This window comes from Arthrobacter sp. UYCo732, from assembly GCF_040547265.1.
Lineage (GTDB): Bacteria > Actinomycetota > Actinomycetes > Actinomycetales > Micrococcaceae > Arthrobacter.
This window is the reverse complement of sequence record NZ_JBEPPJ010000002.1, coordinates 162931-189003: the sequence shown is the minus strand read 5'-3', so window position 1 is coordinate 189003 and position 26073 is coordinate 162931. Positions and strand designations below refer to the sequence as shown.

The window sequence follows — 26073 nt, the reverse complement described above, 5'->3', positions numbered from 1 at the left end:
GTTCGCGGATTCCAGGGTCGGGGTCGGCGGCGTCATGCCGCCTGGCTCCCCTCGTACGCGGCCCGGCTGTTGAAGCTTTCCGGAACCAGCATGGTGGTGCGCGCTGACGCTGACGGGCTTACGGAGAGGGCGGCCCGGGCGCGCGGCAGGGAGAGCCGGTCTTTCGGGTAGACCTCGCGGTAGGCCTCGACGATGTCGGCGATCTCGGCGCGGGGGTGCCGGCGCGCGATTTCTCGGATCTTGGGTCCGATGTGCGGGTCGCCGAGGCGGCGGCGGATCTGGCTTTCGGCGTCGCGGCGCATGTGCTTGGTCATGTAGCGCAGCGGATCGACCCGCAGGAAGCAGTCCGGTTCCAGGCAGAGTTCGATGAGCCGGAAGATGGCCGAGGGCTTGCCTTTGTCCCGGTCCCCTGTCTCATCCTCTTCGTCCCGGAGTTCCCCGTACATCATAGTGTCGATGACCTGATCGAGTCCGAGCTCGTCGAGCATCGGTTCGACGACGCCGGTGCTGAGACCGATTTCGTAGCTGACCGAGGAGTGCGCCTGGAGGACGGCGCTGCGGAGCTTCGGTTCCATCCCCTGGAGCACCTCCCAATGGGCCGACTCTCCGGCTTTGACCAGGGCGTTGAGGTAGGCGACGTTCCGGGACGGGAGACCAGCGCCGACGAAGACCGGCTCGGCCAGGGACGGCACGGCGGTGACGGCGGTGACCGGGGCCAGGCCCGGGCGGCGAACCAGCTTGGACTGGCCGGCACGGGCGTGACCCATGCCGCGGGTGCTGTAGCTTACCGGCACGGCCTCTTCGGCGATCAGGACGACCATGGGGGTGTTCCAGTTGTTGCGGACCGGCATGAGCATCCTCTCACCGGTGCCGTGCGCTTTGTCTTTGCGGCCCACGTCGATAAGCGGGTGCTCCCAGCTCCACGCCGGAAGGGTGACGATCCCGGCCCGGTCGGGCAGGTCTCCGGCGGCCAGGAGGGCCTGGGCGGCCTGCCCATGCATGATCCGTTCCAGCCGGGCGCAGAGCACCTCAAGGCTGGGGTGCTTGCGGTTGCAGTCATCGGCGGCGCGCGCCGCGTCTGCCATCAGGGCGGCTGCTGTTTCGGAGGCGAGGTTCAGGCTCATGCGGCCTTCTTTCCGAGCATACGGGCGAACATGCCCTGTTTCCTGGCCGGTTCGGGTTTGTACTCTGCGGCTTGGCGGAACGCCTCGTTCCCGGTGATCCTCAGCAGTGCCTTGGACATGACCGCGCGCAGCTGGGCGTTGTCGGTGTTTACCCGGCCGGCGTTCATGTTGTGCTTGACGTTGATGTCCAGTTCGACGGCGCCAAGGAAGGTCCCGAGGTTCCGGAAGTAGCCCACTGCCTTCGCGGCGACTTCCATCTGTTCCGGGTGGACCTGGTTGATGGTGATCATCATCCGGTCGGTGGGGACGCCCTCGTTGATGAACTTCCGCAGCCGGTCGTTGAGGTTGTTGACCCCGGTGGTGGACATGTCGGTCACGCCGATGGCCCAGGCGTCATGGACGAGGGCCGGCAGGATCAGGGTGTTCACGACCCCGGTCCGGTCGGTCGTTTCGATGATCTGGGTGTCCATGATGACCAGGTCCGCGTTGCGCCGGGCGAACTGGATGACGTTCCGGTACAGGGCGTCGGTGACGACGGTCGGGTCGTTGATGTCGTTGGGCGGGGCGCCGACGAATGCGAATCCGACTTCGCCGAGGTTTTCTTCGCGATTGGCGTTGATGGTCGCCGGGGTCAGGATGGCGTCCTTGATACTGCCGATCGCGGCGTCGTACATCGTGGGCAGGTTGGTGCGGTTCAGCCGAAGGTAGGTGCGCAGATCGCCTTGGCCGGAGTTGCCGTCGATGAGGACCACGCGCAGCCCGGCTTCGGCAGCGACGCTGGCCAGCTGCAGGGAGGTCGTGGATTTGCCGACCCCGCCCTTGCCGGAGAAGTTGATGACGAGCGCGCCCAGGCCTGCCGCGGAGCGGCCGGTGCCCAGGAGCTTGGATGCTTCAAAGTCATCGAAGATCCCGGCGGAATCAGGTGCCGGGGCCGCCGGTGCCTGCACGCCGTACCAGGCCGGGGTGCCGGCGGGGGCGGGCACGTACTCCTGTGTGGGCTGGGGTGTGTCGTGACCGAAGTAGTTCTCGGCGGGCATGTTCGGGGCGACCTGAACCGGGACGACCGGCAGTTCGGGGGTGTCCCAGTCACCGAATTCCTCAGCGGGCGGGGCCATGACCGGAGCGAGGTGGCCCTGGTACCGGGGTGCTTCCCAGTCCTCCACGGCCGGTGTTGCCATCTGGACCGGTGCTGCCATCACGACAGGCGCCGGAGCAGGTGCCGGAGCAGCCTGGATTGGAGTGGGGGCGGCGGCAGGTGCCGACCATTCCTGCTCCTGCTGGGCGACGCGGGCGGCCCGGCGTGATGCCGGTGCCGGCTGCGAGGCTACCGCGGGGATGTCCCATTCATCCTGGACCAGAGCGGGCTGAGCAACAGGGGCCGGTGCCGCCACCGGGACCGCTGCAGGTGCGGGCGTAGGGAGAACCGGTGCGGTATCCCATTCGTCCACCACAGGAGCCGGGGGAACATACGCCTGGGCAGGTGCTGCCGCAGGTGCTTCCACCGGTGCCGGCGAATCCCAGTCATCGAACACGTCCGCAGCGGGAGCTGCCGCGGGCGTGACGCCGGCGAACGGGTCCACCTCGGGCTCTTGGACCGGAGCGGCGACGGGCACCGGGATCACGGGGGCGGCTACTGCAGCCGCCGGTGCGTGGGCTACGGCAGCGGGCTCGGGCTCGTCATCGAAAAAATCGATGTCCGGCAGAACGATACCGACCGGTTCGGCGGCAGGCGGGAATGCCTGAAGTCCTGCCGGGCCGTCCAATGGGGCGAGCCCCACGGACGCCAGGATCGCGTTGACCGTGGTCGGCAGGACGATCTCCGCCACGGATTCGGCAACCACGACGGGGTGCTCGGGGTTACGGACGACTGCGACCTTGACCGGGGTACGGGTCTGGATGTTCCCCACCCAGGCACGCAGGCCGGGAGCCGGAATGTCGGCAACCACGATCGGGAAAGCCCCTGCGGTCTTTGACTCGGCGATGATTGAGGTGGCGGCTTCCCGGAAGTTGGGTCCTGTCACCACTTGCAAGCCGCACTGCGTCAATGTCTCGGCGAGGGCCGGCAGCTCAATCAGCCCGATGCGGCCTCGGGTGATTGATGTGCTGTCTGATGTGTTCACAAACAGCTCTATGCGTTAACTTTGCCGACGGGCCTCACACGTTGGACGAAGGTTCAATTTTCCAAGTACATTTGACTATCGTGCGCGAACAGTCCGAACCTCCAGGGAATGTAACTATGAGCCAACTAGACAGCGGGTGGGTCGCCCGTTGGGTCGTTGCTCTTTGTGAACCCCTCCTCGAAACTGAAGCGCGCGTTCAGATTGAGGCTCAAATGGTTGAGCTGGTCACCCGCCACCCGCACTGGTTCGCTGCCTGGCTCTCCGGGTTCCTCTCCGACGTTGTGCGCTCTCTGGATCCTGACGACCCGTGGCGGAATCTCGCCATCGTCGAAGGCCAGACAGTCCATCCGGACAAAAGCCCCTTCGGCACCTGGGTTGACGCGAGTGACATTGTGCACGTTTCCATTGAGGACATCCGTGCCGATCTTGGCCTTGCTGCCCTGGAAAAGCCGCTCAGTGACCAGTCCGCGCAGCTGGTATCCGTTGCAGCTCATGGCTGGGACGCTGCACTGACTTGGTGTGAAGCCAACATGGTCAAAGCCGCCGTGCTCAGCCCCGAGCAGGGCGCCGATTTCTTCAAGACGGCATCGTCAGCACTGCGCTGGGTGATCCACCGACGCCGGCTGTTCTCCGGGATTGAAGACCCGTTCGTGCAGGTCTCCGGCGTGGCCTGGATCATGCGTGCAGACAAGATGACGAGCGGCGAGCCCTGGGATGAAGCCCGAGCGGCACGTCACTTGCAAGCGAACACTGTCCAGCCGGGCACTTACCGGCAGTTCAATCCGTCCCCGGAGTAAGACCTCGGCGATGCCGCACACATGGAGTACATGCGCTCCCTACCCGAAGCCGTGGTCTTCGCCTTCAGCGGCACTCTCAACGACACTTCTGCCATCAGCTACCTGATCGCCGGCCACCACCCTGCCTGCGATGCACCAGGCGCGGACCAGTTCCAGCTCGAATCAGTGATGTGCCCTCCCGTCCGGCAGATCGTGCAGCTCCTGAACGTCGAACGAAGCATCGGGCGGCGCGCCATCATCATCACCGAGGCTCGGGACCACTACCGTCCCCACCTTGAATCCTGGCTGGATCTGCACGGGATCAGAGTGGATGACATCCTGCTTCGCGACATCGGCGACCACCGCCCCGATGCCCTCACGAAGGCGAGCCTCCTGGCGGGCCTGCAGGAGAACGTCTCCGTTATCCACGCCTATGAGAGCCGTGCTGATGTGGCCAGGGCGTATGAACGTCTCGGAGTCCCGGTGACCCGGACGGGCATTCCCGCGGTCGCAGCACGACGCGCCGCCTGAGATCCGGGGAGCAGCAACTTCCGGTCCGCACACATGGGCCGTGACCTTTCACCTCCAGAGGACCAGGACCACATGACCGAAACATCCAGCCTCGTCCAGCCGATCGTGCTGCTCGTAGACAAGAACGACCCTGCCGGCCACCGCGACAGCATTGTCGCCGCAGCCATCGCGAGCACCAGCGCGTACGCGAAGACATTGGAGCCGGGCGCCGAACGGGACAGGTCCTGGGAGCAGTGGCTTTCGGGCCGCTTCACCAAGTCGGTCCGCCGAGCCGATCTGAAGGCGTTCACCAAGCTTGAGTCCGATGAGGCCTTTCAGCATGAGAGCCATGTCGTCGTCGGTAAGGCCAAGGCCATGGCCTACCTCCCGTCCGCGTATGAGGACATGCCCAAGTCCCTGACCCGATTGCAGGTTTCGGGAACGGACCTGCCCGACGCTCCTCTGACGGCTCCGTCCCGGCGGCGCAGCGGCGACCCCATCATCGTCCTGAACGGGGCGCTTGGCATGTCGACCGGAAAATCGGCGGCCCAGGCAGGGCATGCGTTGTTCGCGTGGCAGTTGAACCGCGGCGAGATGGACGGGGAGTTGACCTCAATCCGTCTGGCCTCCACCGACCTGATCATCGCCTCCGCAGAAGAATTTGAGACGCTGCAGACGGTGGCTGCGAGCCAGCTGATCGTGGATTCCGGCCTGACCGAGATCGACCCGAACACCGCCACGGCTTTCGTCATCGAACGGCCCTGACGTGCAGCTGAAGAACCGTATCGCCGAAGGCCGGCGCTTCCGCCGAAACGTCATCGCCACTTTGGGCAGGCCGGGCCGTCCGCCGCTGGAACGTCTCTACGGGAAAGGGACGTTCGTGCAGCACTTCGCGATGGACCGGCTCTCCCCCAAAGCACTCTGCGGCGGCGACGTCATGCTCGTCTCTGACCAGCCGTTCACCACAAAGACCCGGCTGCAGTGCCCGTTGTGCGTGTCCGTGGTCGCCCGTTTGATGGTCCGCGCCGCAGCCGAACAAGCACCGTCGTCCCGGCCCAAGTAAGCCGGGGTGGAACTACCTGCCCAGGGGCCTCTTGCCTCCCTTGCGTTTGGGCCTGACCCCTGTGTCCCCGAAGAAGATCTCAGGCTTCGGGAGGAACGCCACTGCCAGTGCGGCGAAGGTGGTTACACCCATGGCCACCCCTGCGGCCATACCGACAGCACCGGAGGCCAGAAGGACCGCCGCAAGAATCAGTGTGTAGCGCATTCCGCGCCGGGACTTCAGGTCAGCAACTTTTCGGCCTAAGCTCATGTTGACTCCAAGTGAGGTATGCCATCCAAATGGAGAGTCATCGGGTCCCCCTGTTCCTAGCAGGGGGACCCTCTCCGTATTTCGACTGTAAACCCAAGTTGGCAGGTACTGCTGGAGACTCCCGAAATGTGGACTAGTTCGTGATCTCCGGGCTGTGACGAGCCGGGTGCCGGCCGGAAGTCAGCGCCTAATCTGCCTCGACGACAGCGGTTTTGGCGCCCTGCCGCATCTGGGCTCAGTGCCTTGGGTGACACCTCGCTGTCTGTCCGTACACATGCTGGGTATGACGACAGCACTGTTTGAAAGCGTCCCGCTCAAGGACATGGACCCATCCGCCCTGACCCTGGCCATCTTCGACGGCATCGGTCACTTGCTCGGTATTGACGGTGTCAAAGTCTCCACCGCCATGTCGGTGGCCTCGTTCCTTCACCTGCACCAGACCCGGGCAAACCGGAAGGGACTCCCCCGCACCCCCTACATCGAACATCCGCTGCGCGGAGCGCTACGGGTGCTTCGCTGGGGCGTGAAATCCGAGGCAGTCCTGATCGGGGTCATCCTCCATGACATCGTCGAAGATTGCCTGGACCGGATCCTGGGTGCCTTCGTTCCCGGAGACTGGAGCGGATTCAACGAGACAGCCCGGCGCGAGCTGGCGTACCGGTGGATCACGCGGGAGTTCAGCCCGGAAGCCGCCGGACTGGTGCGGTCCCTGACCAACCCTGTCGCCACGGCTAATGTCCTGACCAAAGAGCAGAAACGCCAGAACTACGCCACCGACGTGGCAGCGAAGATCCGCGGTAACGCCGAGGCCTTCATCGGCAAGCTCGCCGACTTCATGGACAACGCCGGCGGCCTGCACCACAACGCCATCGAAGGCAACGAGGCCATGATCTGGCACCTGACCCAGAAATACTGTCCCGTTGTCGCGATCTTCCAGGCCGAGCTCGCCGCCAACAGGGAGGCCATCCGCAATCTGGTCTCCGAGGACGGGTTCGCCGACATCGAGCTCAAGCTCTCCATGCTCGCCGGCCGTCTCGGCGCCCTCGCCGGGCTGTACGGGGCCACGGCTTGAGCGCCGGCACGGAGCCCGTGGAACCACTGGGTTCAGGTGCCTTCGTCAACGAGGACGGGCTGGCGGTGGTGATCGAGCTGACCCCCATGGACAGGCTCGTCATCGCCTGCCTCCAGGACGTCGAGGACCACCCCGACCTGATTGTAGACGAGGCGGCCTGACTGTCAGGCTGCGGCAGGCACCCTCGGATGCCAGGAGCCGCCAGCAGCAGGTGTCCAGGCAATAGCTTCCTGGACCTCCGGCAGCGCTGCACTAAGCATTACCGGGGCCGCCGGGGCGAGGTCCGCGGCGACGGAGGTGACCTGGCTGCATTCAGGACACATGGTCTCAATCCAGACGGTCCAGCCGCTGTTCTGGGCAAGGCGGATGGCGACACTTTGCGGGCGCGCAAATTCAATGACGGCATCGTTGGGACAAGGTGCCCCGTTATGTCCGTCACACTCAATAGTGGTCACAGAGATAGCAAGAATTGACACAGTTTTCGGCTTTCACGAAGGGTGGCACAGGGGAGGTGCTGAGTCAGAGAGGGGAAGGGCTGGTGCGGTCAGCTTCGCAGGGACGCCAAGGCGTCGCTGAGCGGCATCGATAACGCCGGTCCGTGGCCGGGAAGAATCACGGAGGCGTCGATGCTGTCGAGCTGATGGGTTGCTGCCAAGGCGGCCGCGGGGTTGTGGTGATACATCGGATGGAGCATCTGGGGACACGTATGCTTGCTCAGCGGATGACCGGTGACAAACGTGTCGCCCGTCGCGATGACTCCCTTGCCAGGGAGAAGGATCGCAACATTTCCCGGGGTGTGGCCGGAGGCGGGGACTGCCTGAGGCCGGCCCGGAAGGCTATTGAGGGTGTCGGCTGTCCAGGCCTGGGCCTTCGTCGCCGGCTTCGCGGACAGGGAGCCGGCCTTGATGGCGTGGATCATCCAGCGGAAGACGCGGAGACGCCAGGCGCGCGGGACGACCTGCTTGGCTGAGACCTGGTATTTGACGAGCCCCCGGACGTGATCGAGTTCGTTGGGGCTGCAGAGGACCGGGGTGCCGTAAACGGTGGAGAAGTGGGCGGCCGAGCCGGTGTGGTCGACGTGTCCGTGGGTGATGAGCAGGGCACGTGCGGCGGCTGGGTTGAGTCCGAGGTGTTCGATGGACTGACGGACCAGGGGCTGGTCGGCCGGGTAGCCGCTGTCGATGAGGATGAAGCCGGTTTCATCGCGGACGATGATCCAGTTGGAGGCGGGGCCTTCGACAAAAAAGACGCCAGGGGCCTGTTCGGAAACGTTGGTGACGGGGTTCCAGCCGCGGGGGGATGTTTTCGCAGTGGGTGAAGGCAAAAGACTGTACTCCTGAAGATTGATCAGATGATGCTTCGTACAGCCTGCCGGGCGTCCGCCAGAAGGGCTTGAAGTCTCAAGAATATCTCAAGAAATGAACATGTCCAAATTCTCGATCCATGCCCATAAACTCCGTGACACATCTCACATGACAGGTTATGAATCGCGCGTGACGCATATGACAAGTGCCAGAAAATAGGCGAAACTGACCATGGACCCTACTGGGTGGGTCCGGCCCGGCCTGGGGGAGTCGGGAACATTTGGGGGCACGACATTAGCGTCTGTCCCACAACGATGGGTCTCGATGATGAACGCTACAGATGAAATTCGCGGTAAGTGGGTCCTTGTGGACTACCTGGACAAGGAACAGTCCGGGCTGCTCAGCATCGGCGACGGGAACTTCCATGGTGCGAGTCTGCGCAAAAACCTGGACGCGAACGGCCGTGAACTTTTGGTGGACCGGATCCGCATCGTCGCGGAATCCAGCGTCGGCATCGACGAAGTGGTGGAACGCCGCGGTGAGAAGTACCGGGTCATCGTGGAGCCCATCCTCGCCCCCGAATCCAACGGCCTGGTGGCAGCCCGCGCCATCTACATCGCCGAAGACGATCCGCTTCCTCCACGCCCGGTCGTTGGGTCACTCGAATGGCTTATCTGGGACGACGGCCGGGTAGAAACCCTCTGGAACGACGAGATGTTCACCCTGTACGAAATCCCCCGGACCGGGTCATCCAGCCCAACCGGGGACATGAACCAGTGGGTCAACAGCCTGATCGCGCCCGAGGACCGGGCCCGCATGAAGCTGACCATCGACGCCGGCATCAAAGAATCCAACGGCAAGAGGTACTTTGTGCACTACCGCATTGTGACCCGCAAAGACTCCGCCGACCCCGGCATCCGAAACCTTGAGGTCTCCTCCAGCTCCAACCCGGACCCGGTGCTGCCGATGCGGCGCCTGCGTGCCGTGACCCGTGAAGTCCCTGAGCTGACCCCTGCCATCAACCCGGAGTTCGGCGACACCGGCGCCCTGATGCGTGCAGTCTTCGATCTCTCCACCCACCAGGCCCTGGCCGCTGTCGATGTCCGCCGCTGGCAGACCTTCATGACCTCCGATAGCTGGACGGCCTTCGGAATCCAGATGCCGCAATACGGCTACCTTCCGCACATCATTCACCCCGATGACTTCCAGTGCTTCCGTGAGGCAGTCCAGGCGGAAGAGATCATCCCGGTTCAGGTCCGGTTCCTGCATACGTCAGGAGAATTCCACTCCTACGAGGTCACCAGCAGCAGCGGGCCCAAGGTACCCGGCGGAGCCGAGTACGTTATCTGCAAGCTTAGGGACGTGTCGACGGCCTAGCAGTCGGGGGGACTAGCCCCAAGAGCCGGCGTGGATCATCCGCGCCGGCTTTTCTTATGCCCTGAGTTGCCGAAGAGCGATGCCTGATGCTCCGCACACATGACTTGAATGACACCGCACACTGAAGCCGACGCCCGATCCGGCCTGCGGACGCGGCACTCCTTTCCCGCAAACATTTTCGTGCCTGCGCCCGTGACTCCTCCGCACCCGGCCCTCAGCCGTTTGGACGGTCCCCGCAGGATGCTCCGCCATCCCGGCTTTTGGGCGCTCATGCTCGTCCTCACCGCCCTCATGGTCGTCGGCGCCCTTCTTCTCTCGGACCATCTGCGCAGCACATCCCAGCCGCCGCAACCACGGGAACACCTGACCTACGCCCTTCCCGCCTGACTCCGGCGCGGGCAGGAAACTCTTGCCGTCCGCACACATGGCGAGCACGTCCTGATCACCGCAGCCTTCGGCTGCCTCACGAGCATTCCAGGAGCACCACACTTTGAGACGCGAACACCACGAGATGGCCAGTGTTGAGCAACTGCTCGGATCTGCTATGGAAGAAGATTCCACCCCGCAGCGGCACGTTGCCGCCCGCCTGGGAGCGTTCGTGGCATCCGTGCTCCTGGTGTCCCTGACCGGGCTCCTCGCCGCCCCCGTCGGCGCCGTCGCATCCATCGGCGTCGGCGCCGCCATCGACCACTGGGATTCCCTCCCGTCCGACATCCCGCTCGATGTCGCACTGCCCCAGCACACGGTCCTGCTGGACAAGAACGGCCAGGAGTTCGCCCGCTTCTTCAGCGAAAACCGGGTCGACGTGAAACTCACCGACATCTCCCCCACGTTCACCGAGGCCTTGCTGGCCACGGAGGACTCCCGCTTCTACGAGAACGGGCCTATCGACTTCATCGGCACGATGCGGGCCGCCGTCATCAACAACATCCGCTCAGACCAGCCCCAGGGCGCCTCCGGCATCACCCAGCAGCTGGTGAAGAACCTCCTCGTCGCACAATCCGGCGAGACGTCTCTGCCTTCACGGGACCTGGGCGCCAAGCTGCAGGAACTCAAGTACGCGACCGGCCTGGAAGAGAGACTCAGTAAGGACCAGATCCTTGAGATGTACTCGAACACGGTTTACTTCGGTAATGGCGCCTACGGAGTCCAAGCCGCCTCGAAGGTCTACTTCGACACGACGGCCAAGAACCTGACCCGCGCCCAGGGCGCGACCCTCGCCGGCATCCTCAAAGGCCCGGGCATCTACGACCCGTTCATCAACGCCGACGGCGCCCAAGGCCGCCGCGACACCGCACTCTCCCGGCTAGAGGCGACAGGGAAGATCACCGCCGAGGAGAGCACCGCGGCCGCCGCCGAACCGCTCGGCATCACCAAAGGCGCGCTGCCCAACGGCTGCGCCAGCTCCACCTACCCGTTCTACTGCTCGCTGGTCCGCGATGAGATCCTGACCGACCCCGCCTTCGGCGCCACCGCCGAGGCCCGTGCCGAGAAGCTTTCCCGCGGCGGCATGATCCTCACCACCGCACTGGACCCGGCTGCGATGTCAGCCGCCCAGGACGCCGTCACCAAGGCGCTCGGGAACGACAACCGGGCCGCCCTCGGCACCGCGACCATCAAACCCGGCACCGGCCACATCGTCGCGGTCGCCCAGAACCGGGACTGGGGCTCCGGGCCCGGACAGACCCAACTGGTCTACGCGAAGAGCGCCTACCCGGTGGGCTCGTCGATGAAGCCGATCGCCCTCGCCACGGCCCTCGAACAGGGCATCCCTGCCACCACCCGGTTCAACACCAACAGCCCGTACATGTCTTCCCTGGATAACCCCGACGGCGGCTTCATCAACTACAACAACATCTCCTGGGGCACCGTTGACGCCCGCCGCGCCATCCAACTGTCCCTGAACATCTACTTCATCCGGCTCGTCGAACGCACCGGTGTCCTGCCCGTCGCCGACATGGCCGCCAAGCTCGGCGTCACCTCCCTGCCGCGGACCGGGGAACGGGCCATCCTCGGCCAGGAAGCCTCCCTGGTCCTGGGAGCGTATGACATCTCCCCCATTGAGATGGCCAACGCCTACGCCGTCTTCGCCGGCGGAGGAGTCGCGTGCCGCCCCGTGGCTGTCACTTCAGGTGTCCGCGCCGATACCGGAACCGCGATCCCTGCACCGGACCCTGACTGCCACCAGGCCGTGGCGCCTGCTGTCGCCAACACGGTCGCAGATGCCCTCAAGATGCCGTTCGTCGGTCCCGACGGCACCCTCGCCGAACTCGGCGGACTGCCCGGACGGGAAGCCGGGGCAAAGACCGGTACCACCAACGACTTCGCCGCGAACTGGATCGTTGGCATTGTCCCCCAGTACGCCACCGCCGTCTGGCTTGGGGACCCCCGCGGCGGGCAGTCTTTCCCGCTGAACAAAGTCCGTGCCTACGGCCGCGACTTCTACAACCTCACCGGCAGTGAGGTGGCCGCCCCGGTCTGGAAGGACATCATGACACGGCTGACCGCCGGGCTGCCCGCAATCCCCTTGCCCAAGGCTGACGATGCCGCCACGAGCTCAAGCACCGCCCGTACTGTCCCGGACGTCCGAGGTCTGTCCGTCAGTGAGGCCGCCACCCTGCTGATCGAGAATGATCTGGCCCCCGCCGTCGCCGAAGCAACAGGCGACCCGAACCCTCTGTTCGCCAAGGACATCGTGGTCAGCCAGACCCCGGCGGCGGGAAGCACCTTCACCTACCGGGAAACGGTCAACCTCACCCTCAGCCAGGGCAGCAACACTGCCATCCAGCTCCCGGAACAGAAGTAGGACCGCCATGGGACCCTTTCGATTCACCCAGAAATCCGTGCCGGCACTGCTGACCGGAACCGGTGTCATCGCCGCGATCGCCGCATCCACCACACTGGCCATGGTGTTGATCGGCATGCCGCCTGTTGTTGACACCAACCCGCAGGCCCCGTCCGGGCCCAACATCGTCACCGCCGACTGGAAGCAGGCACCCGCTACCGCGGTTCTCACGGACGCACTGAACAACCCTCCGGCCGGCTGGGCCGCCCAAGGGGACCTGCAGCAGCTGGTCACCGCGCCCCTGCCGTACTCGTGCCCGCAGCCCGGACTGGCCCCTTCGGTGTCCCTGGCCCGCACCTACACGTCAGGGAGCAGTCGCTTCCAAGTGGCCACCCTCGCCTACACGGCCGGGATCGGCGCCGAGGCCATGCAGCGGCAGGCAGCCAACGCCTACGTCTGCGCCGGAGCCGAAACCGGCCTGAACCTGGGGACGGTCAGTGGCCCCGGGCTGGACGCGAAACAGGCGATCACCAACCGTGGCGGGGTCCGTGCGGCGGTACTGTCCTTCCGCCGCGGCGACGTCATCACCTACGTCACCGGCTCCCCTTCTGACCCGCTGCAAGGCCTGGCCAAGGCCTTCGACGAGACCCTTTCGGGCCGGCTGGCCAAAGTCTGCGTGAACCCGGGCTCAACCGTGGCCGACGCCACCCGCTCACCCTGGTCAGTTGCCGGCTACAAGCAGTTCACCGAGGAAGCCAAGGTTGTCATCCCGGACGTCGCCCTCCCCTCCACGGGTCTGACAGCAGAGACGACAGCCCCCGCTGCACCGCCGACCGGTCCGGCACCCACGCCTGCCGCCTCACCGGCCGCAACCCTCGTCAGGGTCCCCATCCCGGCACCCAGACTGGTAAACCGGACAGCGGATCCGATGGACAGGCCCTCATTCCCGGTTGCACCCGCCATGCCGGCGGCCGTCCCTGAACCTACTGAGCCACAGGCGCCGGCGGCCAAAGCAACCACCGAAGCCGAGCTGCAGGTCCCGGCCAGTGACGTCAGCGGGCCCGGCTGCGGATGGGCCTTCACCGGAATGAAGCCGTTGACCTTCGACGAAGCTGCGGCCACCACCGCACGCACCGCGCTCCTCTCCGACGCCCGCACCAAACTGGAATCCGGCGCCAAGGCCTGGCAGAACTCCGTCGTGACCTACTGGACCGAGTACGCCAAGTACACCAAGGACGCCGAGGCCTACAACGCCTACACGGCCAAGGTCGACGAGGTGAACAAGACCTGGTCCGCGATCAGCGACAAATGGGATGCCTACGACCGCGCCGTCAAGGACCGCGACCAGAAGATCACCCAGCGGGCTGCCTTCATCGCCCGCCAGGACCAGGCGAGGAAAGATTTCGAGGCCAAACAGGAACAGTGCGCTGCCCCGGCCGCACCGGCGCCGACGGCAAGCCCTTCACCGTCGCCCTCACCAACCAGTCCTGGGTCGCCGACGGCCAGCCCGTCCCCGAACCCCTCCCCCACGACAATCCCAGGGTGCCCGGCCGAACGTCCGGCGATCCTTGACGAGGCAGCACCCGAGGTGCCTGCTGAGCCGGTTCGTCCCACAGACCCCGCGAAGCCATAGGCCGTTGAGGGAAAACACCGGTTCTACGCATGTGTGCCGGTGACCGACCTAGGAGAAACCGGACCATGAGCCTGCCCACAGCACAAGACCCTGCAGGGTCCTTTGACTACGCCAATCTGACGCAGTTCCACAACCCAGCCTATGACTCGCTGTTCGGGATCCTCTTCAGCGGAGGCTGGTTCCTGGCACTTGCGGCGGGCATCGTGATCTACGTGATTCGCCGGGTCGACAAATCGAGGCTCCCTGCCATATGGGCGAAGCGATCGTTTTGGGCCGCCGGCCTGTTGCTTGCCGTTCCCATCCTCGGGTCCGGCGCGTTGGAACTCACGGCCGGCACCGGAGACTCGGTGCCAAACTTCGTGGGCCTGGCCAAGGGCGCCAAAACCTCCGACAAGAACGCCGAGTTCATCTCCTGGGCGAAGGATCGGTACCAGGTGGGACTGACCAACATTCAGGCGTCGGAACTCCAGAAGCTGACCAACAAGGGGTTCCAGGTGACCTCGAATGAGACGAACCCGGCGATCCACAACGGGGCGCTCATCCACGGCACCTCAGCGGCCGGCCAGATCATCCTGGTCGACAAAGACGACAAGGAACTGCCCATCAAATAGTCGTGGCTGCAGATCGTCCGGGCTTTTGTCGGGGGCGGAAGGGAGCCGTCGTCGATTTTCGCGTCGCAGCCGCCTAACGTCGGCGAACTCATCCGACATTGATTGCCAGGGGGTGGGCTTCAGCCAGCAATAAACGGCGTCCTTCAGGATTGATAGCAGTGGGATGATCTGGCCAAAAGCCATGAGCGACCAAATCTGTTGTAGTGCTGCGGCATTCTGAGTGTGCCGGAGCACAACGAGGGGATCGCTACACGCGTCCTGTGCCGGGTCAATGGCGCAGTCGACTGAGGCACTCCAGTCCGGCTCGTACATCTGCTTTGCCACCACAGCAAGGATCACCAAGGTCAGCGATGTGGCGATTGAGACGCACGCATCGGACCTCTGCTTCAGGTCACCGTGCACGAAAATAAACCATGCTGCCGCCAGTAATGAAATGCCAAGTGCTATCAGCAGGGCGCTCAGCAGGAAGTTCCGGCCGTTGGTTATCCCTAAATAGAAGTAGCCTGCCAAGAGAAAGGCCTCTAGGGCGGCGAACGTTAGGCCAAATTTCCAGACCACACTTCTCAATTCAGGGGCATGTTTTCGTGTCCATGCCACTCGTTCCCGCAGGAGGGCCCAGAGTCTTCGTTTCCATCCCCCGAGATCAGGGGCAGGGGCTTTCGTTGGACTCTCAGGCTCTGCCATGCGGGCTCCCTCCGACAAGGCAAGACGATACGCGCGGACATGATGACCGACAAGACGCTCCTCGCGATAGGTGGATGGTGAGCGGGTCAGCCTGTTCCGCACACATGGGTGCTGCCGGGATCAGCCGACCCTGGATGCTGCGTTCAATGCAGCGCGTACACCGACCAGCACAGGACCCATACCCATGAACTTTTCTGACTTCGTTGTGCCTGAGTACACGATCCTGATCACCTTGTTCGTCATCTCCGTATTCGCGATGGTGGCCGGATTGATCGCTGCAGCTATAGCTTTCTTGAGTTCAACCCCTAAAGTCTTCCGCGCCGTGGGGTGTGCGTTCGTTGCAGTAGCTGTCGTTTCTACGGGCATTACGTCGGTGATGCTCGCTGACGCCAAGGACCGGCAGGACGCAAACTTCACACGTGCGTTGAGCGACGCCTACGGCGCTACATCTTCAACGGCCTACAGCAAGATGATGGACAACCGCGACTTCGAAGCCGAAGTGACTCGTGACGGAAAGTCCACACTCGTGCGATTCGTATCAAAGGGCGACAAGCTGACGCCGATCGTCCTCTCCGACGGGGAATACCCGGCCCTGGGTGAAAAGTAGCAGATGACTGCGCCAAGCACCCCCGCGCTGACCATCGCCGGCTCCGGATCGCACCGGATCTGGGTCAGGCTCGAACCTGTCTCCCACGTCTCATCGGCACACCCGCGCGGCGGCTGGGCTGACGCGTTCAATGCTGTCACCCTGACCGGGGCCGACTTCAACGGCGACCACGACCGTGGCCTGTCCCGCTTTGAGGCACGGGTGTACGCACCGCCTGGCTTTGAGGATTCGGACCGGGACCGCTGCATGCTCGCGTCCTTCGAGTTCCACCACATCGTCCTGGACCACGCCGGCGGCGGTGCCATGGACTTCACCGGTGTCCTCGTCGACGCACTTGCCTACCCACAGCACGTCTATGACCGCATCGCTGCCGGGACTCTTCTGACGGAGATTGAGGAGGCCGCCGGCCGCTGGCCGGGAGACATCCGCTATCAGCCCGTTCCCCATGCAGAGCTTCAGCCTTTCCTGGGGTGGCGTGCCAAGGTCACCGTGGCCCCGTTGAAAGAAAGCCACCAGGAGGGCTAATGACTGCAGATCTGATCCCCCACGCCACAGAATTCGTCTTCACCCCGACAGGAACAGACCGCACCGACCGGGACACGATGCACTTCCGCGTCTACGTCCGCTGGACCGGGGGCGAGATGTGGGCGGTGCGGTGGATGGACGAATGCTGGAACGGCACCGAATGGGAATTCGAGCCCTCATCGTCCTACCGCGACGAGGACTTCCTGTCCCGCTGCCGCTTCACCCTGGAGGACGCTTGCTGGCACGCCCGGCCACTCCCGGACACCGTGATGCCGAGCGGCGCTACGTACGCCCAATGGCAGGAATCGCGGGCCATCGGGAAGTGATGCGGCCGCTGCCGCACACATCAGTCCTATGACCGACACCACGGCCGCGGCCGCCGCCCCCGAACTGGATCTTGACGCTCTCGAAGCGACCGCCCGTGCCGCCGCCGAGTACGCCCCCGGCAAGTGGTTCTGGCGCGGCAACACCGACTTCGAAGAGCCATCCCTGAACTGCATTGTGCCGTCGCTTGGCCGGGTCGAGATCCTCGGCCACGTACCGGTCGACCGCGAAGCCGACTCTTTCGAAGCCCGCGAACACCTGCGTGAGTTCAAGGACCTCTTCTCGCTCACTACGACAGAGGAGGACGCCGTCGCGCACATGGAGGACTGGCTCTGGGCCGATAAGTACTACGAAGTCGCCAATACCGATTCCCGGCTCTCTGTCACCAGCCAACGGAACACCAAGGTGCCTGTCCGCGACCTGGCTGTCTTCGAAGTGGCCAGGCATCGTGGCTTGCCCGACGACACCCCAAGGACCCATGACGGGATTCACCGCGGGGACATCGTGGATGTCCGCAACCCGGTCGCCCGGCACCTCGCGGCTGCCAGTGCCGAGACCGTGCTGGCCTTGGTGGCACGCATCCGCGGCCTCGAAGCCCGGCTCGCACATGCAACCAAGGTTGCCCGTCAGGAGATGAACCGGGCCGACATCAACGGCCGCGGCAGCGCCACCGCACACCGGAGCCTGGAGGACGCCACCGACACGATCCACCGCGTGGGTGAAGTCACCGAGTTCCTTGATGACATCCTCGAAAACACCTTCGGCGGCGGCCCCACGGAGGAGTACTACATCCGCGAGGAAGAGAAACTCGCCAACCTTTCATTCGCCTCCGGGCTCGTGAAAGCCGCCCTGAACGGAGTCAGCCCCGACGAGTACGTGGACAGCGAGCAGGCCCCGAAAGACATCCGCCGGCCCGCACGATGCTTCGTGCTCCAAGGAACGCAGCCCATCTCCAGGCCCGCCTCGTAAATCTCCGCCCCGCGATCACCGCGGCTGCTGCGGTTCAGTCCACCCTCACCATTGAAGGAATCCCATGACCAAGAGATCACTGATCACCGCACTTATGATCCTGACGGCTATCGCCGGTGTGTTCGCTGCCAAACCAAGAAGTCGAAGTGCTCTTCTCGTCGAAGGCCAAGCCGAAAAGTCGTCTCTCCCTCTGGCAGAGGAAACGCACGTCCTTGCAACCTCGCCGGACCCAACAGAGCCGAACGCGGAGAAGAGCGCTCCGTGGCGCCCGAACAACTTTCTGCAGGCTTGGATCGACATCCTGCCGTGGCTGATCGTCGCTCTTACCGTTTTCGCCGTTGCTGCACAGATTTACTACAGCACTATCGCCCCTCAATGAGGCGCCCCGGGACCAACCCCACCGACCGCTGCCAACTTGCGGCCGGAGCCCCTGACACTACAGAAAGCGAAGTCCCATGAACCCGATGCTTACCACCGCAGCCATCATCGGAGGCTGGCTCGTTGCCGCCTTCTGTGCGTGGGCATTCGTCCACGGGGCCCAGATCCTGCGGCGCCAGGAGGCGGCAGGACTCATCGCCGCGCAGCAGGAACGCAACCATGAACAGCCGGCACCCGTTACGTCCATCGCGCCGAGGCCCGCCCGGCTTCCCTCAGCCGCTTAGGCAGCCGGGCACGGGAACACGGCGCTCCGCACACATAGTCGGCATGAGCGAACTGCAGACCGTCATCGACCTCCACGCCGCCGCCACCCCCGGGCCGCACTATGTCGACGTTATCGACGACCATGCAGGCCGTCATGACAGCAGGCAGTGGCTGATCCCCGCCCTCGCCAGCGAACGCTACGGCAAAAACAACGTCAGCTTCGGTGAAGACGAGAAGACGGCCCGGTTCGTGGCCGCCGCGTTCACCGCCCTCCCGGCCCTGGCCGCGCGGCTGCAGAAGGCTGAGGAGGTCCTCGCCACCATGGAAGACCTCATCGACCGCAACGCTGTCATCCCCGGCGACTTTTTCCTCGTGACCGAAGATCTGCGTAAAGCACTGGACGGCGCCGCATGACGAGCGTCCTCACCACGTCTGACATGCACATCGCCCATTCCGTGGTCGCTCTGGACCGCGGATTCTCCTGCACGGCTGACCACGACGACTTCTTCGCCCAGCAGTGGCTGGAGAACGTCACCAAGAAAGACTCCGTCTGGATCCTCGGTGACCTGGCCTCGTCCAACCCTAAGCCGGCCCTGGAACTGCTCAGGAAGTTGCCAGGCACCAAGCACCTGGTCGCCGGCAACCACGACCCGGTCCACCCGCTGTACACGGACGCCCACCGCCACTTCCGCAAATACCTCGACGTGTTCTCATCCGTGCAGATGGCTGCCAGCCGCCGCATCGGGGACCGCACCGTTGCGCTCTCGCATTTTCCATATTCCGGGGATGGCGTAGACCGGGAAGACAGGTACAACCAGTGGCGGCTTCGGGATGAGGGCCTGTGGTTGATCCACGGCCACGTCCACAAAGCCTGGAAAGTCCGCGGCCGGCAAATCAACGCAGGCTTCGACGCGTGGCAGCGCCCCGTCTCGTTTGACGAGCTGGGCACCTTTATCGACGCATGTGAAGCAGAAAACGAAATGATCGGAGCCACACGTTGACGCACCGGATGGCGGATACAGAAAACGACGCGCTCCGAAAGAGGCTGACGTCCCTGCGACTCCAGATCCCCACATGGCTGACTGTGGCGCTTCTACTGACCGCCATCGTCACTTCCACCTGGACCTGGCTCACAGGCGATAACACTGCGGGATGGATCAGCATCGCATCGACGCTGCTGTTCATGGTCGCGGCGCTGACCCTCGAAAAGCTGATGAGTCGGCTATTCCGCGACCACTACAATCTGAAGGGCAACAATGGCTGAGACTACGACCTTGCCGTGCGCGGTGTGCCGCACACCGCAGGAACAGATGGACGGGCAACCCGACGTCCCCTACGGGGCCAACATCTTCACGAGCCACGGGCACCACGGCGCCACGGCTTTCGATTCGCCTGGCGGTGAGTACCTCGAGCTGCTCATCTGCACGCCTTGCATGAAAATCATGAAGGCGAACTCCGCCATCCACCGTGTCCTGGATGGGACCCAGGCCATCCCCGGCCAGCGCAACTTTTGGGAGTCCGAGGCTGATCCGCAAGAGGACAACCCCTGGAACAAACAGCGACTCCGCAACGAATTCGCCATGGAGCATTTCTGCGAATCGACCGAAGGCATGACTCAGGAGTGGGCCGGGCAGATTTACGAGGCCTGCCAGATCGCATCCCGCACGGGAAAGACCTTCGACCCGGCCTCCATTTCCGCACCGGGCCGACAGGACGAGGGCCGTATCGTCGCCGCCGCGCAGGCAAAGGTTGACTTCTACGACGACCTGCGCGGGCACGGCTCCGAGTGGACCGAGATCGAATTCGCCGAAGCCCAGGCCGCGTTGAAGTCCGCCGACGCCTGGGACACCGCCAACGGCATCCGGAGGGTCGGCGGCCATGACTGACATACTCGTCATCTACATCTTGATCGACCGTCTTTCCCCGGTTCTGGTCCTTGTGATCCTGGCAGGTGTCTTCGCTGCCGTGCGCCATTCGGAGCGGATCAAGCCGCTGAAGAGCCGCCGCGATGGGTAGCCCCGGCGCACCGGAGCGCCGCCGCGGATACCACCGGGCGCGGCAGGAGCCGGCCGAACCAGTGTTTTTCACAACGGAGCGGCACGCCTTCGAAACGGATGGCAAGCACCTCTGGGTCACGCCCCCGGGCTCCGATCGGATCGACCGCATCAAGGTCACCCGCTACCTGGGCGACCGATCCGTCCGGCAAGGCTACCCACGCGAACTCATCCGCCCTGAACCGATGACGGAGGGCTGGGCGCGCTCGGCTGCGGTTTTCTGGCTGGACTGGTCAGTCACAGCGGACGCCGCCGCGTTCCCGTCGGTGCACCTGGACCATTTCGTCCGCAAGCTGGAGCTGGAGACTGTGCCCGCCGCTGCCGCACACATGGGGTGAAGAGATCCGGCTCCCGCCGGCCCGAGCAGGAGGTCCCCACTGTGAGCAATACCGACGAGCCATTGGGCTATGTCACCATCCGCATCCCGATCCGCTCCGTCGTCGAGCGCGAGTCCTGGGAGATTCCCCAGGAGTACACCGTCCTCGAGGTGGGAGAAGCCGAACTGGTCTCCCACGACATGCCGGCCGGCTGGCACGGGAGCCTCCGCGAGGAGCTGGTCGAATCGGGGATTCCCCTGGCCAATTGGACGGACGAGGAGGTCGCCGACGCCTGCACCCGCCCGGCCGATACCGAATCGGCCCCCTTTCCTTACCCGAACCTTCTCGACTTCTTCCTCTCCAACGGCCGATGAAGCGGAACCTCCGCTCCGCCGCCGTAAGCGTGACCGCATGAAGCTCGCCTGCTGCGAGCTGTGCCTCCGGCACGCTCCCGGCCGGTTCGGCCGCGCCGAACATTTCCGGCCCACCGAGCGCGCGGCAGCCCTGCGGGACCAGTGCGCCAACTCCTGAGCCCGGCCGCACACAGATGGGTATGACCAACATCCAGTCCCGCATCCAGCCAGGTGTCCCCGCCGGCGGCCAGTTCACCGCCACCACCCACGCGGAACCCGACCACATCCACCTGCTCGGTAAGCGCGACGACGCCTTCGAGGACGCGATCGAGAGAATCGCACTCCACACCCTGGCCTCCAACCGCTGGAAAGAGGAAGCTGCCGACGGGCTCATGGACCGTGGCAGCTTCGACCACAGCCAGCTCTGCATCACCGCCTGGCGTGCCGTGGACCGTGCAGGCCTCCGGGAGATCCAGAACGCCAAGCTGTACCCGGAGATGTACGAGTTCCGGGACCGGGGCATGGACCGCTACGAGAAGCACCTCCCGGCGGCCCTGGAGATGGTCGAGGCCCAGTACCGGGAAGCCCTCGGCACCGTCGCCAACGGCGGCCTGTTCAACGCCACCGAGCTGGACGTCACCCGCAAGGCGCTCAAGCACGAAATCGCGCAGCTGACCGGCGCCTGATCCGGGGAGCAGGTCCGCGGCCGCCGTACACATCAGACCCATGAAGATCCTCAACATCAACCGCCGGTCCGTGGGCCAGGTCGAAATAGCGCTGCCCTTCGAGACCGACCGGGACGTGCTCCGCGCGTTTGAGTACCTGGTGTCCCGCCGGCATCTCACCGACTTCCGCTATGACCCGGACGTCGACGGGGAGGATGCAGACCGCGCCCTCATCGCCGACTACCTGCGGCGCCGCAACAGCGGAGAGTGCATGGACGACGGCCCCGAGGCCGACGACATCCGGCGGTTTATCCCGAAGCTCTGGGGCGCCGAGCTGAACTACGACATCCGCGAGCTCATCGGCGTGGAGGCCTGAGCATGCCGGGCCCGAACAGTCCCCTGAACGTCTCCCGCCGCGAGTTCCGGCGCATCCTCATCAACGAATGGCCTGCCGGCGACCGGCCCTGGTACGCCCGCGGCCGCCTGCTGCAGCACTACACCCCGGGTCTGTTCACCGTGGGTGCGTTCTGCGGCGCCCGGGTGGGCGGCAACAGCAGCGCACCGATCCGTACGCCGATCGGGATCCACTGCCCCGCCTGCACCTCGATCCTCAAATCCATCGTCAAGCGCATCGCCGCGGACACCAAGAGCCAGGAGACTTCAGGCGGGCAGGACTAAGAGCCCGTCCGCACACATCAGGGCCCATGGCACTTCGACTCAACAAAGCCCTCGGCTACGCCCTCACCGACCTCATCGAGGACGACCCGCGCATCAATCCGGACTCACCCCTGCTCTTCTGGTCCCGCCTCGAAGAGGAGGACGAGGACTTCGAGGTCCCCACCCTGGACAGCTACGCCGCGTGGCTGGAGGCCCAGGCTGAGGTCGGCCTCGGCGGATTCGGCACCCGCACCGAAGCCAAGCTCCTGCAGAGCGAACGCAGCCGCAGCCTGCACCACCTCGAGCTCACCGACGCCGTCGTCCAGCCCGAAACCGGCCCCGACGTCCTCCTCCTTATCCCGCCGGTCAGCCTGCACCGCTGGTGCCGAAGCGACGACGCCATCGACTACGTCGAGACGTCCCTGCTTCCCGACGGCGGACAGGACAACACCCTGGTGGCGCTGCAGCGCGGCCTCGGCGCCCACTCCGAGCGGTTCATGGACGTCGATGGAACCGAGCTGAACCGGGACGCCCAGCAGTTCGCCTACTTCGCCGGCATGTCCATGCCCGAGGAGGAGCTCGACAACATCGCCTCCCGCATCCGGACGGCCGACCCGTCCCTGGACCGGCTCATGTACTCCGGTGCTGCCGAGGCCCGTGAGCGGGTCGTCCCGTGTGTGCCCTCGGACCTGCGGCGCCTGGCCGAATACGGTCAGCTGTTCACCTCGGGCGACGTCTGGAAGCAGCTCCACCCGGTCCTCTACACCTACTGGGGCTAAGCGCGGGGAGTTGCTGCCGGCGCTCCGCACACATAGAGGGCATGTCACTTCGCATTCGAAAAGTCCTGGGCTACGCACTGACCGACGTCGTCCCGTCCGACCCCCGCATCAACTGGGATTCGCCCCTGCTCGAACAAGGGGTCACGCTGGCCTTCAGCGACTTCGTCCGACACCTGGAAACCGCCGGGCCGTTCGAGGACCCCGAACTGGAAGACATCGACATGGTGCGGGCCGGAATCGGAGACCTGTACGGCTACCGCCTTGGCTCCTGCGTCGTTCACTCCTTCGACTATGGGCTGCCCAACGTCATGGCCCTGGTCCCGCCGTCCTACGCTGACACCTGGCTCCAGGACGACAACCTCTTCGACTACGTGGAGGCGCACCTCGGCGGCGAAGCCGACACCGACCCCACCCTCAGTGACGTCCCCGGCATCGATCCCTTCGACGGCCGCTGGATGGACAAGGCCACCGGCCTGGAGCTGAACCACAACTACGTCCGCGGCTACCGCCGTGCCCTTGAGCTCGACGATGAACAGCAGGACGCCGCTGCCCGGCGCATCTGCATTGCCGGCCGGCCCCGGCCCGAGACGCCGCTGTTTGCCGACGCGGCGACGGCAGCCTCGCGGCTGACCCGGCTGGTCCCCGGCGAAATCCGGGAGTTGGCCCGCCTGGGCAATCTGTTCACGGACCCGGACGTCTGGACGTCCCTTCGGCCAGTCTTGTACACCTACTGGGCATAGAAGCGGTGAGGGATACCAGGGTCCCCGCACACATGAAGTCCTGAGCGCAGAAGCGCCCCCGAATCTCAGGAGAACCCATGCAGGCCGTCAAGTACAGCTTCAACTTCCGCTACCAGCGCGAGATCCCCCGCGAGGTCATCATCCCGATCGAGAAGCTCGCCGGGATCAACCTCCTGGACGGGGACCTCAACTGGAAGCTCCGCCGGCTCATCGACGAGGACTGGGAACTCCAGGACGCGCTGCTCGGGGACTTTGTGAAGGAGTACGAGGAGATGAAGTCCAGCCAGATGGACTACTCGAAGGACCTGGAACGCGAACGCGAACAGGCCGTCATCGTTCTCATCGAGGACTAACAACGGCAAAGCCAATGACACGGGCACCGGGGAGAGATTCCCCGGTGCCCGCACACATTTGCAGGGAACCAGCCCCGCCATCTTCAGGAGTAGACCCGTGGCAGCTGACATGAATGACCCGTACTGGGTGAGCGACATGCTCTCCAAGGAGTTCACCCGCCAAGGGCTGCGGGTCGCCGAGCAGCTCCGCCGCGCGGCGGACCAGGTCGAGCGGAAAGCATCGTCCATCTCGGTCGACAGGACCACCGGGATGCCTGACCACAACCGCACGGCCGCCGACATCCTCGGCGAGATCAACTCCTTCCACGGCAACCTGTCCACCTCGAACCTGCTCACCGCGGCCGCCGACGCCGACCGCCACGTCCGGAACCCGGAGGCACCCAATGGACGCTGACCTGCTGCCCCACGCCACCGAGTTCGCCTTCCACCCCGAAGGCGCCTCGTTCGGCGACAAGGAGGTCGAATACTTCACCGTTACCGTGGCACGGCGCTCCGCCGATAAGTGGGCGGTCCTCTGGATGAACCAGTGCTGGAACAAAAAGACCCGGACCTGGGAGTACGAGTCCTTCCCTTCCAGCCGGACCAAGAAGTTCCTCCGGGACGCACGCTTCAGCCTCGAGGAGGCGGTGCAGATCGCGGCCGGCAAGCCGGACACGCTGACCGTCATGGGCAAGACTTGGCTGGACTTCAAAGCTATCCACGCCCGGCAGGTGTCCTGACCCGGGCGATGAACCCGCAGGCACAAGGAAGGCCGCCCCGGATCGGGGCGGCCTTCCTGTTGTCCGGGCTAGAGCCGGCCGATGTTCACCGGTTCACGCTGGGCGCGGTTGCCGGCGGCCGAGTAAAGGTCAGGTTCCAGGTACATCAGGGTGGCGATCGGCACGACGGCCCGGACGCGCTGTTCTGCGGCGTCAATGGCCTCGGTGATCTCCTCGCCGGTGGCGGTCTTCGACACGGCGATCTTGGCGGCGACGAGCAGCTCCTCGGGTGCCAGGTGCATGGTCTTGAGGTGGATGACCCGCTCCACGCCCGGGCCGACCAGGGCTGCGGCGATAGCGTCGACGTCGGTCGGGTCCGCGGCCTCACCGATCAGCATGGACTTGGTCTCCACGACGAGCACGACCGAGACGGCGACGAGCAGCAGGCCGATCAGGGCGGTTCCAGCGGCGTCCCAGAGGCCGTTGCCGGTGAGTACGGTCATGCCGACGCCGAACAGGGCGAAGACCAGGCCGGTCAGGGCCGCGGAGTCCTCCAACAGCACGACGGGCAGTTCCGGGGCCTTGGCGGTGCGGATGAACTGCGCCCAGGTGTTCTTGCCGCGGGTGTGGTTGGATTCCTTGATCGCGGTGGTGAAGGAATAGCCTTCCAATGCGATGGAGCCGACCAGAACGGCCAGGGGCACCCAGGCCCAGGTCATGTCCAGGGCGTGCGGGTGCTGGAACTTCTCGATCGCCTCGTTCAAGGCGAACAGGCCGCCGAGGCTGAAGATGACAATGGACACGACGAAGGCGTAGATGTAGCGTTCCCGGCCGTAGCCGAACGGGTGCTCGGTGGTGGCCTTGCGGCGGGCCCGCTTGCCGCCGAACATGAGCAGCATCTGGTTGATCGAGTCAGCGGCGGAATGGATCGCCTCGGCGAGCATGGACGCGGATCCGGTCAAGACGAACGCGACCACCTTCAGGACGGCGATGGACAGGTTGGCGCCGAGCGCGGCGACGATCGCCTTGCTTCCGGCATGGGCAGACATGGATAGATCTCCAGGGGTTGAGGACGTTTCCCT

At 64.8% G+C, this 26073-nt stretch carries 39 protein-coding genes; 32 read left to right on the top strand and 7 right to left on the bottom strand.

Annotated features, from left to right (window positions below; genetic code table 11):
* Positions 1-32: 32 nt before the first annotated feature.
* Both ABIB45_RS04305 and ABIB45_RS04300 read right to left on the bottom strand, forming a co-directional pair.
* Entirely contained in the window at positions 33-1124 is a 1092-nt protein-coding gene (locus tag ABIB45_RS04305; protein ID WP_354214705.1) for a hypothetical protein, read from the bottom strand.
* A complete protein-coding gene (locus ABIB45_RS04300) occupies positions 1121-3244 on the bottom strand; it encodes a nucleotide-binding protein (RefSeq protein ID WP_354214704.1) in 2124 nt (707 codons plus the stop codon). Before ABIB45_RS04300 ends, ABIB45_RS04305 begins: the two co-directional genes overlap by 4 nt.
* A gap of 212 nt (positions 3245-3456) precedes the next feature.
* Between ABIB45_RS04300 and ABIB45_RS04295 the strand changes: the two genes are divergently transcribed.
* From ABIB45_RS04295 to ABIB45_RS04280, 4 genes are all read left to right on the top strand, one after another.
* Complete coding sequence (locus ABIB45_RS04295) at positions 3457-4041, top strand: hypothetical protein (RefSeq protein WP_354214703.1); 585 nt, start codon at positions 3457-3459, stop codon at positions 4039-4041.
* A gap of 30 nt (positions 4042-4071) precedes the next feature.
* Positions 4072-4551 (top strand): HAD family hydrolase, encoded by a 480-nt coding sequence (locus tag ABIB45_RS04290; RefSeq protein WP_354214702.1) that lies wholly within the window; start codon positions 4072-4074, stop codon positions 4549-4551.
* 72 nt (positions 4552-4623) lie between these two features.
* Positions 4624-5295, top strand: a complete 672-nt coding sequence (locus tag ABIB45_RS04285) for an aminoacyl-tRNA hydrolase (RefSeq protein ID WP_354214701.1) — start codon at positions 4624-4626, stop codon at positions 5293-5295.
* Position 5296: 1 nt separating this feature from the next.
* Positions 5297-5593, top strand: a complete 297-nt coding sequence (locus ABIB45_RS04280; RefSeq protein ID WP_354214700.1) for a hypothetical protein — start codon at positions 5297-5299, stop codon at positions 5591-5593.
* Between the two features lie 12 nt (positions 5594-5605).
* Here the strand turns inward: ABIB45_RS04280 and ABIB45_RS04275 are convergent, their stop codons facing one another.
* Positions 5606-5842 carry a hypothetical protein gene (locus ABIB45_RS04275; RefSeq protein WP_354214699.1) on the bottom strand — a complete coding sequence of 79 codons (237 nt, stop codon included), beginning with the start codon at positions 5840-5842 and terminating at the stop codon, positions 5606-5608.
* Between the two features lie 283 nt (positions 5843-6125).
* Here ABIB45_RS04275 and ABIB45_RS04270 point away from each other — a divergent pair, with 283 nt between their 5' ends.
* Together ABIB45_RS04270 and ABIB45_RS04265 are read left to right on the top strand one after the other, a co-directional pair.
* The gene (locus ABIB45_RS04270; protein WP_354214698.1) at positions 6126-6914 is read left to right on the top strand and encodes a hypothetical protein; all 789 of its coding nucleotides are present in this window, start codon (positions 6126-6128) and stop codon (positions 6912-6914) included.
* Positions 6911-7075: a hypothetical protein gene (locus ABIB45_RS04265; protein WP_354214697.1), complete on the top strand. Its 165-nt coding sequence runs from the start codon at positions 6911-6913 to the stop codon at positions 7073-7075. Before ABIB45_RS04270 ends, ABIB45_RS04265 begins: the two co-directional genes overlap by 4 nt.
* 3 nt (positions 7076-7078) lie before the next feature.
* Here ABIB45_RS04265 and ABIB45_RS04260 read toward each other — a convergent pair whose 3' ends face one another.
* Together ABIB45_RS04260 and ABIB45_RS04255 are read right to left on the bottom strand one after the other, a co-directional pair.
* Positions 7079-7390: a hypothetical protein gene (locus ABIB45_RS04260; protein WP_354214696.1), complete on the bottom strand. Its 312-nt coding sequence runs from the start codon at positions 7388-7390 to the stop codon at positions 7079-7081.
* A gap of 68 nt (positions 7391-7458) precedes the next feature.
* Entirely contained in the window at positions 7459-8238 is a 780-nt protein-coding gene (locus ABIB45_RS04255; protein ID WP_354214695.1) for an MBL fold metallo-hydrolase, read from the bottom strand.
* A 304-nt stretch (positions 8239-8542) separates the two neighbouring features.
* On the opposite strand from ABIB45_RS04255, the gene ABIB45_RS04250 reads away from it, so the two are divergent.
* The 5 genes from ABIB45_RS04250 to ABIB45_RS04230 all read left to right on the top strand — a co-directional run bounded on the left by ABIB45_RS04250 (position 8543) and on the right by ABIB45_RS04230 (position 14624).
* Positions 8543-9595 (top strand): hypothetical protein, encoded by a 1053-nt coding sequence (locus ABIB45_RS04250; protein WP_354214694.1) that lies wholly within the window; start codon positions 8543-8545, stop codon positions 9593-9595.
* A gap of 108 nt (positions 9596-9703) precedes the next feature.
* Entirely contained in the window at positions 9704-9982 is a 279-nt protein-coding gene (locus tag ABIB45_RS04245) for a hypothetical protein (RefSeq protein ID WP_354214693.1), read from the top strand.
* 157 nt (positions 9983-10139) lie between these two features.
* The gene (locus ABIB45_RS04240) at positions 10140-12401 is read left to right on the top strand and encodes a penicillin-binding protein (RefSeq protein ID WP_354214692.1); all 2262 of its coding nucleotides are present in this window, start codon (positions 10140-10142) and stop codon (positions 12399-12401) included.
* A gap of 7 nt (positions 12402-12408) precedes the next feature.
* Entirely contained in the window at positions 12409-14013 is a 1605-nt protein-coding gene (locus tag ABIB45_RS04235; RefSeq protein WP_354214691.1) for a hypothetical protein, read from the top strand.
* Between the two features lie 65 nt (positions 14014-14078).
* A complete protein-coding gene (locus ABIB45_RS04230) occupies positions 14079-14624 on the top strand; it encodes a hypothetical protein (protein WP_354214690.1) in 546 nt (181 codons plus the stop codon).
* Here the strand turns inward: ABIB45_RS04230 and ABIB45_RS04225 are convergent.
* A complete protein-coding gene (locus tag ABIB45_RS04225; protein WP_354214689.1) occupies positions 14565-15134 on the bottom strand; it encodes a hypothetical protein in 570 nt (189 codons plus the stop codon). The two genes, ABIB45_RS04230 and ABIB45_RS04225, sit on opposite strands and share 60 nt — an antisense overlap.
* A 358-nt stretch (positions 15135-15492) precedes the next feature.
* Between ABIB45_RS04225 and ABIB45_RS04220 the strand changes: the two genes are divergently transcribed.
* The 21 genes from ABIB45_RS04220 to ABIB45_RS04120 all read left to right on the top strand — a co-directional run bounded on the left by ABIB45_RS04220 (position 15493) and on the right by ABIB45_RS04120 (position 25012).
* Positions 15493-15915 carry a PMP-22/EMP/MP20 family protein gene (locus ABIB45_RS04220; RefSeq protein WP_354214688.1) on the top strand — a complete coding sequence of 141 codons (423 nt, stop codon included), beginning with the start codon at positions 15493-15495 and terminating at the stop codon, positions 15913-15915.
* 3 nt (positions 15916-15918) lie between these two features.
* The gene (locus ABIB45_RS04215) at positions 15919-16440 is read left to right on the top strand and encodes a hypothetical protein (protein ID WP_354214687.1); all 522 of its coding nucleotides are present in this window, start codon (positions 15919-15921) and stop codon (positions 16438-16440) included.
* Positions 16440-16766: a hypothetical protein gene (locus ABIB45_RS04210; RefSeq protein WP_354214686.1), complete on the top strand. Its 327-nt coding sequence runs from the start codon at positions 16440-16442 to the stop codon at positions 16764-16766. Before ABIB45_RS04215 ends, ABIB45_RS04210 begins: the two co-directional genes overlap by 1 nt.
* A 28-nt stretch (positions 16767-16794) precedes the next feature.
* Positions 16795-17733 carry a hypothetical protein gene (locus ABIB45_RS04205; RefSeq protein ID WP_354214685.1) on the top strand — a complete coding sequence of 313 codons (939 nt, stop codon included), beginning with the start codon at positions 16795-16797 and terminating at the stop codon, positions 17731-17733.
* 64 nt (positions 17734-17797) lie between these two features.
* Entirely contained in the window at positions 17798-18112 is a 315-nt protein-coding gene (locus ABIB45_RS04200) for a hypothetical protein (protein ID WP_354214684.1), read from the top strand.
* A 76-nt stretch (positions 18113-18188) separates the two neighbouring features.
* The gene (locus tag ABIB45_RS04195; RefSeq protein WP_354214683.1) at positions 18189-18395 is read left to right on the top strand and encodes a hypothetical protein; all 207 of its coding nucleotides are present in this window, start codon (positions 18189-18191) and stop codon (positions 18393-18395) included.
* Positions 18396-18438: 43 nt separating this feature from the next.
* The gene (locus ABIB45_RS04190; protein ID WP_354214682.1) at positions 18439-18789 is read left to right on the top strand and encodes a hypothetical protein; all 351 of its coding nucleotides are present in this window, start codon (positions 18439-18441) and stop codon (positions 18787-18789) included.
* Entirely contained in the window at positions 18786-19376 is a 591-nt protein-coding gene (locus ABIB45_RS04185; protein ID WP_354214681.1) for a metallophosphoesterase, read from the top strand. The genes ABIB45_RS04190 and ABIB45_RS04185 overlap by 4 nt, the downstream gene beginning before the upstream one ends.
* Positions 19377-19384: 8 nt before the next feature.
* Positions 19385-19639 (top strand): hypothetical protein, encoded by a 255-nt coding sequence (locus tag ABIB45_RS04180; RefSeq protein ID WP_354214680.1) that lies wholly within the window; start codon positions 19385-19387, stop codon positions 19637-19639.
* The gene (locus ABIB45_RS04175; RefSeq protein WP_354214679.1) at positions 19632-20261 is read left to right on the top strand and encodes a hypothetical protein; all 630 of its coding nucleotides are present in this window, start codon (positions 19632-19634) and stop codon (positions 20259-20261) included. The genes ABIB45_RS04180 and ABIB45_RS04175 overlap by 8 nt, the downstream gene beginning before the upstream one ends.
* Positions 20254-20391, top strand: coding sequence for a hypothetical protein (locus tag ABIB45_RS04170; protein ID WP_354214678.1), 138 nt, complete (start codon positions 20254-20256; stop codon positions 20389-20391). The genes ABIB45_RS04175 and ABIB45_RS04170 overlap by 8 nt, the downstream gene beginning before the upstream one ends.
* Positions 20392-20452: 61 nt before the next feature.
* The gene (locus ABIB45_RS04165; protein WP_354214677.1) at positions 20453-20767 is read left to right on the top strand and encodes a hypothetical protein; all 315 of its coding nucleotides are present in this window, start codon (positions 20453-20455) and stop codon (positions 20765-20767) included.
* Positions 20768-20808: 41 nt separating this feature from the next.
* Positions 20809-21120, top strand: coding sequence for a hypothetical protein (locus tag ABIB45_RS04160; protein WP_354214676.1), 312 nt, complete (start codon positions 20809-20811; stop codon positions 21118-21120).
* A gap of 179 nt (positions 21121-21299) precedes the next feature.
* Positions 21300-21785, top strand: coding sequence for a hypothetical protein (locus tag ABIB45_RS04155; RefSeq protein ID WP_354214675.1), 486 nt, complete (start codon positions 21300-21302; stop codon positions 21783-21785).
* 40 nt (positions 21786-21825) lie between these two features.
* Positions 21826-22140: a hypothetical protein gene (locus tag ABIB45_RS04150; RefSeq protein ID WP_354214674.1), complete on the top strand. Its 315-nt coding sequence runs from the start codon at positions 21826-21828 to the stop codon at positions 22138-22140.
* Positions 22141-22142: 2 nt separating this feature from the next.
* Positions 22143-22442, top strand: coding sequence for a hypothetical protein (locus ABIB45_RS04145; protein ID WP_354214673.1), 300 nt, complete (start codon positions 22143-22145; stop codon positions 22440-22442).
* 26 nt (positions 22443-22468) lie between these two features.
* Positions 22469-23200, top strand: coding sequence for a hypothetical protein (locus tag ABIB45_RS04140; protein WP_354214672.1), 732 nt, complete (start codon positions 22469-22471; stop codon positions 23198-23200).
* Positions 23201-23241: 41 nt separating this feature from the next.
* Positions 23242-23940 (top strand): hypothetical protein, encoded by a 699-nt coding sequence (locus ABIB45_RS04135; protein WP_354214671.1) that lies wholly within the window; start codon positions 23242-23244, stop codon positions 23938-23940.
* 77 nt (positions 23941-24017) lie between these two features.
* Complete coding sequence (locus tag ABIB45_RS04130; protein WP_354214670.1) at positions 24018-24293, top strand: hypothetical protein; 276 nt, start codon at positions 24018-24020, stop codon at positions 24291-24293.
* A gap of 97 nt (positions 24294-24390) precedes the next feature.
* Positions 24391-24687, top strand: a complete 297-nt coding sequence (locus tag ABIB45_RS04125; RefSeq protein WP_354214669.1) for a hypothetical protein — start codon at positions 24391-24393, stop codon at positions 24685-24687.
* A complete protein-coding gene (locus ABIB45_RS04120; protein ID WP_354214668.1) occupies positions 24677-25012 on the top strand; it encodes a hypothetical protein in 336 nt (111 codons plus the stop codon). The genes ABIB45_RS04125 and ABIB45_RS04120 overlap by 11 nt, the downstream gene beginning before the upstream one ends.
* 68 nt (positions 25013-25080) lie before the next feature.
* Here ABIB45_RS04120 and ABIB45_RS04115 read toward each other — a convergent pair whose 3' ends face one another.
* Positions 25081-26040 carry a cation diffusion facilitator family transporter gene (locus ABIB45_RS04115; RefSeq protein ID WP_354214667.1) on the bottom strand — a complete coding sequence of 320 codons (960 nt, stop codon included), beginning with the start codon at positions 26038-26040 and terminating at the stop codon, positions 25081-25083.
* Between the last annotated feature and the right edge of the window lie 33 nt (positions 26041-26073).

Bases quoted from the DNA above. Each gene is read 5' to 3' on its own strand.
- ABIB45_RS04210 (WP_354214686.1), top strand. From the start codon at position 16,440: ATGACTGCAGATCTGATCCCCCACGCCACAGAATTCGTCTTCACCCCG.
- ABIB45_RS04130 (WP_354214670.1), top strand. From the start codon at position 24,018: ATGCAGGCCGTCAAGTACAGCTTCAACTTCCGCTACCAGCGCGAGATC.
- ABIB45_RS04170 (WP_354214678.1), top strand. From the start codon at position 20,254: ATGACTGACATACTCGTCATCTACATCTTGATCGACCGTCTTTCCCCG.
- ABIB45_RS04140 (WP_354214672.1), top strand. From the start codon at position 22,469: ATGGCACTTCGACTCAACAAAGCCCTCGGCTACGCCCTCACCGACCTC.
- ABIB45_RS04215 (WP_354214687.1), top strand. From the start codon at position 15,919: ATGACTGCGCCAAGCACCCCCGCGCTGACCATCGCCGGCTCCGGATCG.
- ABIB45_RS04270 (WP_354214698.1), top strand. From the start codon at position 6,126: ATGACGACAGCACTGTTTGAAAGCGTCCCGCTCAAGGACATGGACCCA.
- ABIB45_RS04180 (WP_354214680.1), top strand. From the start codon at position 19,385: ATGGCGGATACAGAAAACGACGCGCTCCGAAAGAGGCTGACGTCCCTG.
- ABIB45_RS04155 (WP_354214675.1), top strand. From the start codon at position 21,300: ATGACCAACATCCAGTCCCGCATCCAGCCAGGTGTCCCCGCCGGCGGC.
- ABIB45_RS04200 (WP_354214684.1), top strand. From the start codon at position 17,798: ATGACCAAGAGATCACTGATCACCGCACTTATGATCCTGACGGCTATC.
- ABIB45_RS04185 (WP_354214681.1), top strand. From the start codon at position 18,786: ATGACGAGCGTCCTCACCACGTCTGACATGCACATCGCCCATTCCGTG.
- ABIB45_RS04285 (WP_354214701.1), top strand. From the start codon at position 4,624: ATGACCGAAACATCCAGCCTCGTCCAGCCGATCGTGCTGCTCGTAGAC.
- ABIB45_RS04230 (WP_354214690.1), top strand. From the start codon at position 14,079: ATGAGCCTGCCCACAGCACAAGACCCTGCAGGGTCCTTTGACTACGCC.
- ABIB45_RS04240 (WP_354214692.1), top strand. From the start codon at position 10,140: ATGGAAGAAGATTCCACCCCGCAGCGGCACGTTGCCGCCCGCCTGGGA.
- ABIB45_RS04175 (WP_354214679.1), top strand. From the start codon at position 19,632: ATGGCTGAGACTACGACCTTGCCGTGCGCGGTGTGCCGCACACCGCAG.
- ABIB45_RS04305 (WP_354214705.1), bottom strand. From the start codon at position 1,124: ATGAGCCTGAACCTCGCCTCCGAAACAGCAGCCGCCCTGATGGCAGAC.
- ABIB45_RS04190 (WP_354214682.1), top strand. From the start codon at position 18,439: ATGAGCGAACTGCAGACCGTCATCGACCTCCACGCCGCCGCCACCCCC.
- ABIB45_RS04290 (WP_354214702.1), top strand. From the start codon at position 4,072: ATGCGCTCCCTACCCGAAGCCGTGGTCTTCGCCTTCAGCGGCACTCTC.
- ABIB45_RS04250 (WP_354214694.1), top strand. From the start codon at position 8,543: ATGATGAACGCTACAGATGAAATTCGCGGTAAGTGGGTCCTTGTGGAC.
- ABIB45_RS04150 (WP_354214674.1), top strand. From the start codon at position 21,826: ATGAAGATCCTCAACATCAACCGCCGGTCCGTGGGCCAGGTCGAAATA.
- ABIB45_RS04205 (WP_354214685.1), top strand. From the start codon at position 16,795: ATGACCGACACCACGGCCGCGGCCGCCGCCCCCGAACTGGATCTTGAC.
- ABIB45_RS04135 (WP_354214671.1), top strand. From the start codon at position 23,242: ATGTCACTTCGCATTCGAAAAGTCCTGGGCTACGCACTGACCGACGTC.
- ABIB45_RS04120 (WP_354214668.1), top strand. From the start codon at position 24,677: ATGGACGCTGACCTGCTGCCCCACGCCACCGAGTTCGCCTTCCACCCC.
- ABIB45_RS04115 (WP_354214667.1), bottom strand. From the start codon at position 26,040: ATGTCTGCCCATGCCGGAAGCAAGGCGATCGTCGCCGCGCTCGGCGCC.
- ABIB45_RS04195 (WP_354214683.1), top strand. From the start codon at position 18,189: ATGAACCCGATGCTTACCACCGCAGCCATCATCGGAGGCTGGCTCGTT.
- ABIB45_RS04245 (WP_354214693.1), top strand. From the start codon at position 9,704: ATGACACCGCACACTGAAGCCGACGCCCGATCCGGCCTGCGGACGCGG.
- ABIB45_RS04145 (WP_354214673.1), top strand. From the start codon at position 22,143: ATGCCGGGCCCGAACAGTCCCCTGAACGTCTCCCGCCGCGAGTTCCGG.
- ABIB45_RS04220 (WP_354214688.1), top strand. From the start codon at position 15,493: ATGAACTTTTCTGACTTCGTTGTGCCTGAGTACACGATCCTGATCACC.
- ABIB45_RS04275 (WP_354214699.1), bottom strand. From the start codon at position 5,842: ATGAGCTTAGGCCGAAAAGTTGCTGACCTGAAGTCCCGGCGCGGAATG.
- ABIB45_RS04295 (WP_354214703.1), top strand. From the start codon at position 3,457: ATGGTTGAGCTGGTCACCCGCCACCCGCACTGGTTCGCTGCCTGGCTC.
- ABIB45_RS04235 (WP_354214691.1), top strand. From the start codon at position 12,409: ATGGGACCCTTTCGATTCACCCAGAAATCCGTGCCGGCACTGCTGACC.